At 38.3% G+C, this 6,989-nt stretch carries 9 protein-coding genes; 8 read left to right on the top strand and 1 reads right to left on the bottom strand.

Annotated features, from left to right (window positions below; all coding sequences use genetic code 11):
- On the bottom strand, positions 1–1,516 hold a 1,516-nt coding region (locus tag IQ229_RS07080; RefSeq protein WP_194042477.1), incomplete at its 3' end, for a PAS domain S-box protein.
- A 192-nt stretch (positions 1,517–1,708) separates the two neighbouring features.
- Here IQ229_RS07080 and IQ229_RS07075 point away from each other — a divergent pair.
- From IQ229_RS07075 to IQ229_RS07040, 8 genes are all read left to right on the top strand, one after another.
- Positions 1,709–2,080, top strand: a complete 372-nt coding sequence (locus tag IQ229_RS07075) for a response regulator (protein WP_194042476.1) — start codon at positions 1,709–1,711, stop codon at positions 2,078–2,080.
- 422 nt (positions 2,081–2,502) lie between these two features.
- Positions 2,503–3,072, top strand: a complete 570-nt coding sequence (locus tag IQ229_RS07070) for a DUF3611 family protein (protein WP_194042474.1) — start codon at positions 2,503–2,505, stop codon at positions 3,070–3,072.
- Positions 3,073–3,398: 326 nt separating this feature from the next.
- Positions 3,399–4,055, top strand: coding sequence for a hypothetical protein (locus tag IQ229_RS07065; RefSeq protein WP_194042472.1), 657 nt, complete (start codon positions 3,399–3,401; stop codon positions 4,053–4,055).
- A gap of 183 nt (positions 4,056–4,238) precedes the next feature.
- Positions 4,239–5,042: a hypothetical protein gene (locus IQ229_RS07060; protein WP_194042470.1), complete on the top strand. Its 804-nt coding sequence runs from the start codon at positions 4,239–4,241 to the stop codon at positions 5,040–5,042.
- A 70-nt stretch (positions 5,043–5,112) separates the two neighbouring features.
- Positions 5,113–5,907, top strand: coding sequence for a hypothetical protein (locus IQ229_RS07055; protein WP_194042468.1), 795 nt, complete (start codon positions 5,113–5,115; stop codon positions 5,905–5,907).
- 53 nt (positions 5,908–5,960) lie between these two features.
- A complete protein-coding gene (locus tag IQ229_RS07050; RefSeq protein ID WP_194042466.1) occupies positions 5,961–6,320 on the top strand; it encodes a hypothetical protein in 360 nt (119 codons plus the stop codon).
- Positions 6,321–6,326: 6 nt separating this feature from the next.
- Positions 6,327–6,530 carry a hypothetical protein gene (locus IQ229_RS07045; RefSeq protein WP_194042464.1) on the top strand — a complete coding sequence of 68 codons (204 nt, stop codon included), beginning with the start codon at positions 6,327–6,329 and terminating at the stop codon, positions 6,528–6,530.
- A 40-nt stretch (positions 6,531–6,570) separates the two neighbouring features.
- On the top strand, positions 6,571–6,989 hold a 419-nt coding region (locus tag IQ229_RS07040), incomplete at its 3' end, for a PRC-barrel domain-containing protein (protein WP_194042462.1).

Raw genomic sequence — 6,989 nt, 5'->3', positions numbered from 1 at the left:
GAGTATGACTACTATCTGCTTGGCAAAAGCGCTCAAATACATGAGGTAGAAAGTCAGCACTGATACCCTGCCCTGTATCACTCACTTGAATTTGAACATAGTTAGGAATTGAGGGTTGGGAAAACTCTTCCCCACTTCCTACTCCCCACTCCCTATTCCCCACTTTTTTTGACAACTGCACCTTAATTCGTCCGTCGTTGGGTGTAAATTTAATTGCATTGGTGAGTAAATTTAACACAACTTGTTGCAAGCGATCTGAATCACCCGAAATTTTTTCTATTGAAGTATCAAGTATAGTTTCAATTTGAATACTCTTAGCATCTGCCAGTGATTGTACAACCTCGATCGCGGCTGTAATTACTTCTACTAAATCTACCAAATCAATGGAGAGTGAAAGTTCTCCTCTAACAATCCGCGAAATATCAAGTAGGTCTTCAATAAGTTGCATTTGCAAATTAGCATTACGTTCAATTATCTCCAGTGCAAGAGATACTTTAGCTTCATCTAACGCACCCGTTTGCAACATCCCAGCCCAACCGATAATTGCAGTCATGGGAGTACGTAGTTCATGGGATACTATTGCTAAAAATTCGTCTTTGGAACGGTTTGCAGCTTCTGCTGCACTTTGCGCCGCTTCGCTCACAGCGCGTGCAGCTTGTTCTCGCAGCAACAGTTGCTCTTTTTCTTCCTCAGCTTGTTTGCGCTCAGTAATATCTTGCATAATTTTAGAGAAGCCGCGCAGATTTCCATTTTCATCTCGTAAAGGTGTGATTACACAATGCGCCCAGAAAAATGTCCCATCCTTACGGATATGCCAACGATTTTCTTTAGAAAAACCTTCAGTTGCGGCTTTTGTTAATACTTGTTGTGGTTGTCCGCGCTCAATTGCTTCTGGTGAAAAAATTCGCTCAAAAGGTTGACCAATAATTTCTACTTCTTGATAGCCTAAAATACGCTCGGCTCCAATGTTCCAACTGGTAAATTTACCGTTTGTATCTAGCATAAAAATTGCGTAATTAGTTACTCCTTCTATTAGCAATCGATAACGTTCTTCGCTTTGGCGCAGACTGTCTTGAATTTCACGTAGAGACTCGTAATTTTGCTGGGCGGCTCGCGCATTTTTCTGAGCTTGCGATCGCGCTTGGCGCAATGCGGAGTTAAGTGAGCTGATCAACACTGCTACCACCACAAACTGAACTAACCCTATTACACTGAACCCACTAACAGTTAGAGAATAAAAAGGGGGCAAAAGGAAGTAGGCGCAGACTATAGCAGACAAAAAAGTTGCCAACAGTCCTGGGTTGAAACCACCATACCAGGAACTAACCATGACCGCAGCTAAAAACAGTGGGTAAATGGAATTCAGCCTGTGTAGCTGCCATAGAAGCAGTGTAAGCAGTAAAGCTAGTAAAACCGTTAAGAATGCAATGCTATAACGTTGTAGTTGCGAGAATCGCTGTTCGCGGAGCGTTCCGTAGGGAAGGCGGGACAAAGCCCATCGTGTCAATCTCCACATTTTCTATTACTTTTGGTCTATTACTTCTGGTTATGCCATAGGTTTATTAAACTTCTACCCTAGTTTTCCACTTTCAAGTTTTACCATTAAAAATTAATCTTAAGAGGATGGTAGCGATAAACAATACCCCTCATTACATTGGAATAATTAAAGCACTAAGTAGTAATAATTTAAAACAGGAAGATAATAACGATGACCTCTAAACAAATCTTAGTTATTGATGATGAAGATGACATCCGTCAATTGATTCAGACTTGTCTAGAAATAATGGGGGGCTGGGAGGTGTTGACTGCTACTTCAGGTAATCAAGGATTATTTTTAGCTCAGTCATCTCAACCCGATGCTATCCTTTTGGACGTAATGATGCCTGATATGGATGGTTTGACAACTTTTCAAAAACTACAGGCTAATCAAACAACTAAACACATACCTGTGATTTTACTTACAGCAAGAGGACGTAATAATGACAAAAGCCTATTTAATAATCTCGGTGTCAAAGGCATAATCAGTAAACCATTTAATCCTCAGAAACTAGCTGTTCAAGTAGCAGCAGTCTTGAGCTAAAGTATATTACAAAATCTGGTGTTTCCAGTTCAGCTATTCATGAATTAAGTAATACTATAGCAGTCTTAAGCAGTCCTAAATCATTTGTGAAAATTTAGATACCAGAGATAGGATTACTGTAGTATCTCTAGTTTAGGGTAGATTTACTTGGAAAAAAAGTCTATCTATAGTTTTAGTAGTCTCTTTCTTAAGTCGTAATTTTTTCACAAAATACATATTCTCCACTAGTTTTCCACCTTTACTTACTAAATTAAAACTAACTCAATATTAGTTGTTAAATTCAGATAAATTCTTCATCAGGGAAAAAACTAATATTTCAAGGAAGGAAGTAAATATATTAATTTGTAAGTTTTATTATATAGATTTAACTAAAATTTAATTTCCTATATTTACTTAAATAAATCATCTAAGGGGGTATATATATGATAAATGATTTAGAATCACTTTCACATCCACCAAGCAAACAAAAATTTGCTGCCACATTGCGTTTAGTGAGTCGAATTAGTTTTTGGGTACAATTAGTACTTGGTGGTATTTCTGGTATTGCTGTATTGCTGGCGTGTTTTAGCCGTAACATTACTACTCAAACAAGCAATGCAGGTATAGGGTTTGGGATATTTTTGGCTATTGTTGGTATTTTATTGCTGTGCTTTCGAGTCTATTGGGCTTTGCGTTATCGAAAAATGGCTAAACTTTTACAAACACCAAATTCTCAAAACCATCCCAGGAAGGAAGACGTAATTCAAAATTTACGAATTGGATTAATTGTAAGTTTGGTAGGTTTATTAATAGCTTTTATTGCTTCTGAAGTGACGGTTTCAATCATTTTAGGTAAAGCAGTAGCACAACCTCAAGGTGTTGCAATTTATCAGCCAGAAAATGTAATTCGTTCGCTAGACATTTTTGTAATGTTAGCAAACGTCAACATGATTGGCGCTCACTTTTTTGGGGGAGTTACTTCTCTTGGTCTACTCTATTGGTTAGAAGAGTAATAGGCGTAGTATTGATTTAATTTTGCCAGCTATTGCTATGGAAGTACTAACCTATATCTAAAGTAGTATTTGCCAGATATACTGCAATTCTGCTCGACTTTTCCACCATTGAGATTTAATCTGAAAATTACAGACGGTCTGTTTTCATTCTCCTCTTTTGGTTGAGCTGCTCAACTTTACCTAAATCTAAAGTAGACATCAAGAATTTGGATTATTGCAAAAAAGCTTACTTAGAGGCTAACTAAGAAGATTCTCTCATTTTTCACTAGATGTCACTATTTGAATTTTCAAATAACAAGCAAATATGAAATGATTAGGAGGTACTTATGTACAAATTAAATCGTTCTTCTTTAAAAGAAGTTGGATTAGTAGGAACAATGTTTGGAACTTTGCTAGTCGGGTTCTCTGCAATTACTCAATCAGCAGTAGCACAGCCGCGAATTTCCCAAATTAATCCTTGCCCTAGAATTTTCTACGAAGAACCACACCGGAATCGAGTTATGGTTCCAGCAGGATGTCCACCGAATGCTGCAACTTTAAGATTAGCAGGACAACAGCAAACTACTGGTTCCCAGAGTATTATGGTTCCTGCGTATCCTATGAATGGAAGACGCACAAATGTTAATGTCATACAACCACCTGCTCCAGAAAGCCGACAAAGTGCGATCGCAACTATTACACCAACAGCAGGTACAGTCGATGTGAAATTGAAAAATAACACTAACGCTGGTATCTCTTATCAAGCAATCGGTCAGACTCAACCTCGATATCTTGCAGGTGGACAAGAATTTGTCTTACGAAACTTACCAACACCTATCAGTATTACCTTGGTACGTCAAGATGGTGGACTGCTAAAAGTTATGCCCATGTCTACCTCTGAAAGTGAAGGGACACTCGCAGTCTCGTTAGATGAAACAACCAATTTCGATGACAATCAAGGCGTATTGAGAATTCAAAAAGATGGTCAAGTCTTTTTGAATTAATATAATTCACCGCAAAAATGTTGAACGCCTTAAAACGCTGATTACAACAAATCAAAAGTTTTGTGGTCGTTTAATAATATCAGGTTCAGTTGAAAAAGCATCACTAGGACTGACCTAAAAGCTTTTGAATAATAAGTCATGATCTGAACCTGATAATTAGTCAACCCAAATGGAGATTTTGAAATGGTTAACTTTATTCAAACTAAATGGAGTTCTAAAGGAACAATTGCTCTAGCTATATCTGCAATGCTGCTTGGAAGTTGTACCAACAACTTAGATCAGCAGGCCGGAGTACCAGAAACCAATGTGACTACAGAAGAAGTCGCAGACAATACAAAGGAACTAATTGGTAAAACTGTAACAATTAGAAGTACACCCGTCAGAAAATTGGGGCCGTCAACTTTCACAATTGCCGATAAGCAATTTTTTAGTGCTAAACCAATTTTAGTTGTAAATGCTTCGGGTAAAACTTTCACCCTGCCTGCTGATCCAAATACACCAATTCAAGCGACAGGCCCAGTTCGTAACTTTGTGATTGCAGATATTAATCGAGATTACAACTTGGGTTTAGATGCAAACTTGTACAAAGAGTACGAAACCCAACCTGCAATTATTGCTCAATCAATTGCGCTTGCTCCTAAACCAGGTGAACTTACTACAAACCCTCAACTATACTACGGTAAAAACTTGGCAGTGACAGGTGAAGTGGAAAACATTAGAAATGCCAATTCCTTCACGTTAGACGAAGACAAATTATTTGGTGGACAAGACTTGTTAGTGATCCGCGCCGGAACTCCCAAAGGAGTTGTCAATGAAGGTGAGAAAGTTGCAGTTACAGGTGTGTTGCGTCCGTTTGTTGTAGCTGAACTAGAACGAGAATATAACCTGAAATGGGATTTAACTGTGCAAAAACAGCTAGAAGCAGAATACAGAAATAAACCTGTGTTAGTTGCAACAGAGGTTTATCCCTCAGCAATTCCACAATAAGGTATTCTACAGGATCATCTATCAGGAAAGCTTTTCATGAATAGCCTCAAGACAAATAAAAATAAAGGCAATGGATGATAATTCTCAAAGGGGAGATTTCTTACAAGCACTGAGTAAGGCAGGGGTATTAGTTTTCCTGGTAGCGATCGCTTTGGTAGTGAGAAGTTGTAGCTTTTTTGAGGCAAAGCCAACTATCAGCAATACATCTGAAATTGCTGAGAATACCGAGGAATTTATCGGTAACTCTGTGACAATTAAAAGCAGAGTAATTAGGAAAATTGGTTCGAGTTCATTCACGGTTAATGATGCACGGTTCTTTCGCGGTGAACCTCTTGTAGTTGTTAATGCTTCAGGCGTGCCTTTTAATCTACCATCTGACGAAAACATCAAAGTGCAAGTTACTGGTCAGGTTCGTAATTTAGTAATTCCCAAAATTGAGCAAGAGTTTAATCTCAACATACAGGACGAATATTACAAAGATTACATCAATCAACCTGCAATTGTTGCTCGATACATTGTACTAGCGCCTCAATCTGGCCAAATAACACAACGTCCCGAACAATATTATCGTCGTCAAGTTGCAGTTACGGGAGAAGTAGAAAATATCCGCAGTCCAGTTTTATTAACCTTAGATGAAAACCAATTGTTTGGCGGGCAAGATTTACTAGTTTTATTAAAAGCACCGCCCAAAGTAGCAATAAATCAGGGCCAGACAGTATCAATAATCGGTAAAGTTCGTCCTTTTGTTATTGCTGAAATTGAGCAAGACTATGACTTCACCTGGGATCTAAATGTAAAAAGAGAGTTAGAGGTTGAGTACGGCAACAGACCTGTTTTAGTTGCTGATACTATATACCCTTCTTAGAAATTCTCAGTTTGTCATGGCTGTCTTAAATGCTGTACTTTCTATGAGGTTTTATGGATATCCTCAACGAAGCATTTCTCAACCTACGAACAATTAAACTTCGACGGTTTTTAGGGTCGCTGCTCTACCCACTGCAACGAGATTGGTTAGAACGTCAGTTTCGTAAGTCTCAAACTTTAAAAGCTGTTGAGGAAACTGGAGAAATTCAGAGGGCTGAAGCAACTAAGAGAGGCGGACAATTTCACTTCAAACACATTGAATTGGAAATTTATTTTCTGAGCGCCGATTTAGTCCGAATTGAGTGGAAACCTGGGATATATCCCATTTCTTATGGCATCTCCCGTAAAGATTGGCCAGAGGTCGAGACGACGTTTCAAATGAAGTTATTAATCAGGGACAATGCTTGGATATAGAGCAGTTTGGGCAAGTTCGCTGGCTGGGAATGTTCACCAATTTTGAACATCGTAGTTAACTTGAATCAGCTTACGACATTTTTGAGTACTCATCCTGCAACAAGCGATCGAATCGCTGCCTTAAGAAGTGCAATTAATTCTCAAAAAGCTTATAGAGGTGGCGGTTTAAACAATGCTGCTTATGAGGCAAAAATTCAACCTTTAAGTTAGTTACTAATAAAATTAAACAGTTTTTACAGGAGGAAAAAACATGGCCTTGTACAAACTTGACGAATACAATCCCAACTACAACGATGAAATTTTTAATGGTAATGACATTAAAAGTTTTGATGTTTACGCCGATGATGACAGAGTTGGCTCTGTTGTCAACATATTAGTTGATGAAAACGATGGTCGTTTCCGGTATTTCATCATTGATACAGGCTTTTGGATTTTTGGCAAAAAAGTATTGCTTCCGGTGGGTTTAGCTCGTCTTGACTATGAGAAGAAACATCTTTTTGTTCCTAAACTGACCAAAGAGCAAGTCAAAAATCTACCTGAGTTTAGTGAAGATTTAGCAATCGATAATGATTATGAGGAGCAAGTTAGAGGGGTTTACCGACCTTTAGTGCCATCCGTAATGCCGGGGATGTTAGGTACTCCTGCTCTTTATAATTATACATTGGAGCC

This window comes from Nostoc cf. edaphicum LEGE 07299, assembly GCF_015207245.1.
Taxonomy (GTDB): domain Bacteria; phylum Cyanobacteriota; class Cyanobacteriia; order Cyanobacteriales; family Nostocaceae; genus Nostoc; species Nostoc edaphicum_B.
The sequence above is the reverse complement of the archived record's forward strand: the minus strand, read 5'-3'. Positions and strand labels throughout refer to the sequence as shown.

Excerpts from the sequence above, each read along its gene's own strand:
- IQ229_RS07075 (WP_194042476.1), top strand. The coding sequence starts at position 1,709 with ATGACCTCTAAACAAATCTTAGTTATTGATGATGAAGATGACATCCGT.
- IQ229_RS07070 (WP_194042474.1), top strand. The coding sequence starts at position 2,503 with ATGATAAATGATTTAGAATCACTTTCACATCCACCAAGCAAACAAAAA.
- IQ229_RS07065 (WP_194042472.1), top strand. The coding sequence starts at position 3,399 with ATGTACAAATTAAATCGTTCTTCTTTAAAAGAAGTTGGATTAGTAGGA.
- IQ229_RS07060 (WP_194042470.1), top strand. The coding sequence starts at position 4,239 with ATGGTTAACTTTATTCAAACTAAATGGAGTTCTAAAGGAACAATTGCT.
- IQ229_RS07055 (WP_194042468.1), top strand. The coding sequence starts at position 5,113 with ATGGATGATAATTCTCAAAGGGGAGATTTCTTACAAGCACTGAGTAAG.
- IQ229_RS07050 (WP_194042466.1), top strand. The coding sequence starts at position 5,961 with ATGGATATCCTCAACGAAGCATTTCTCAACCTACGAACAATTAAACTT.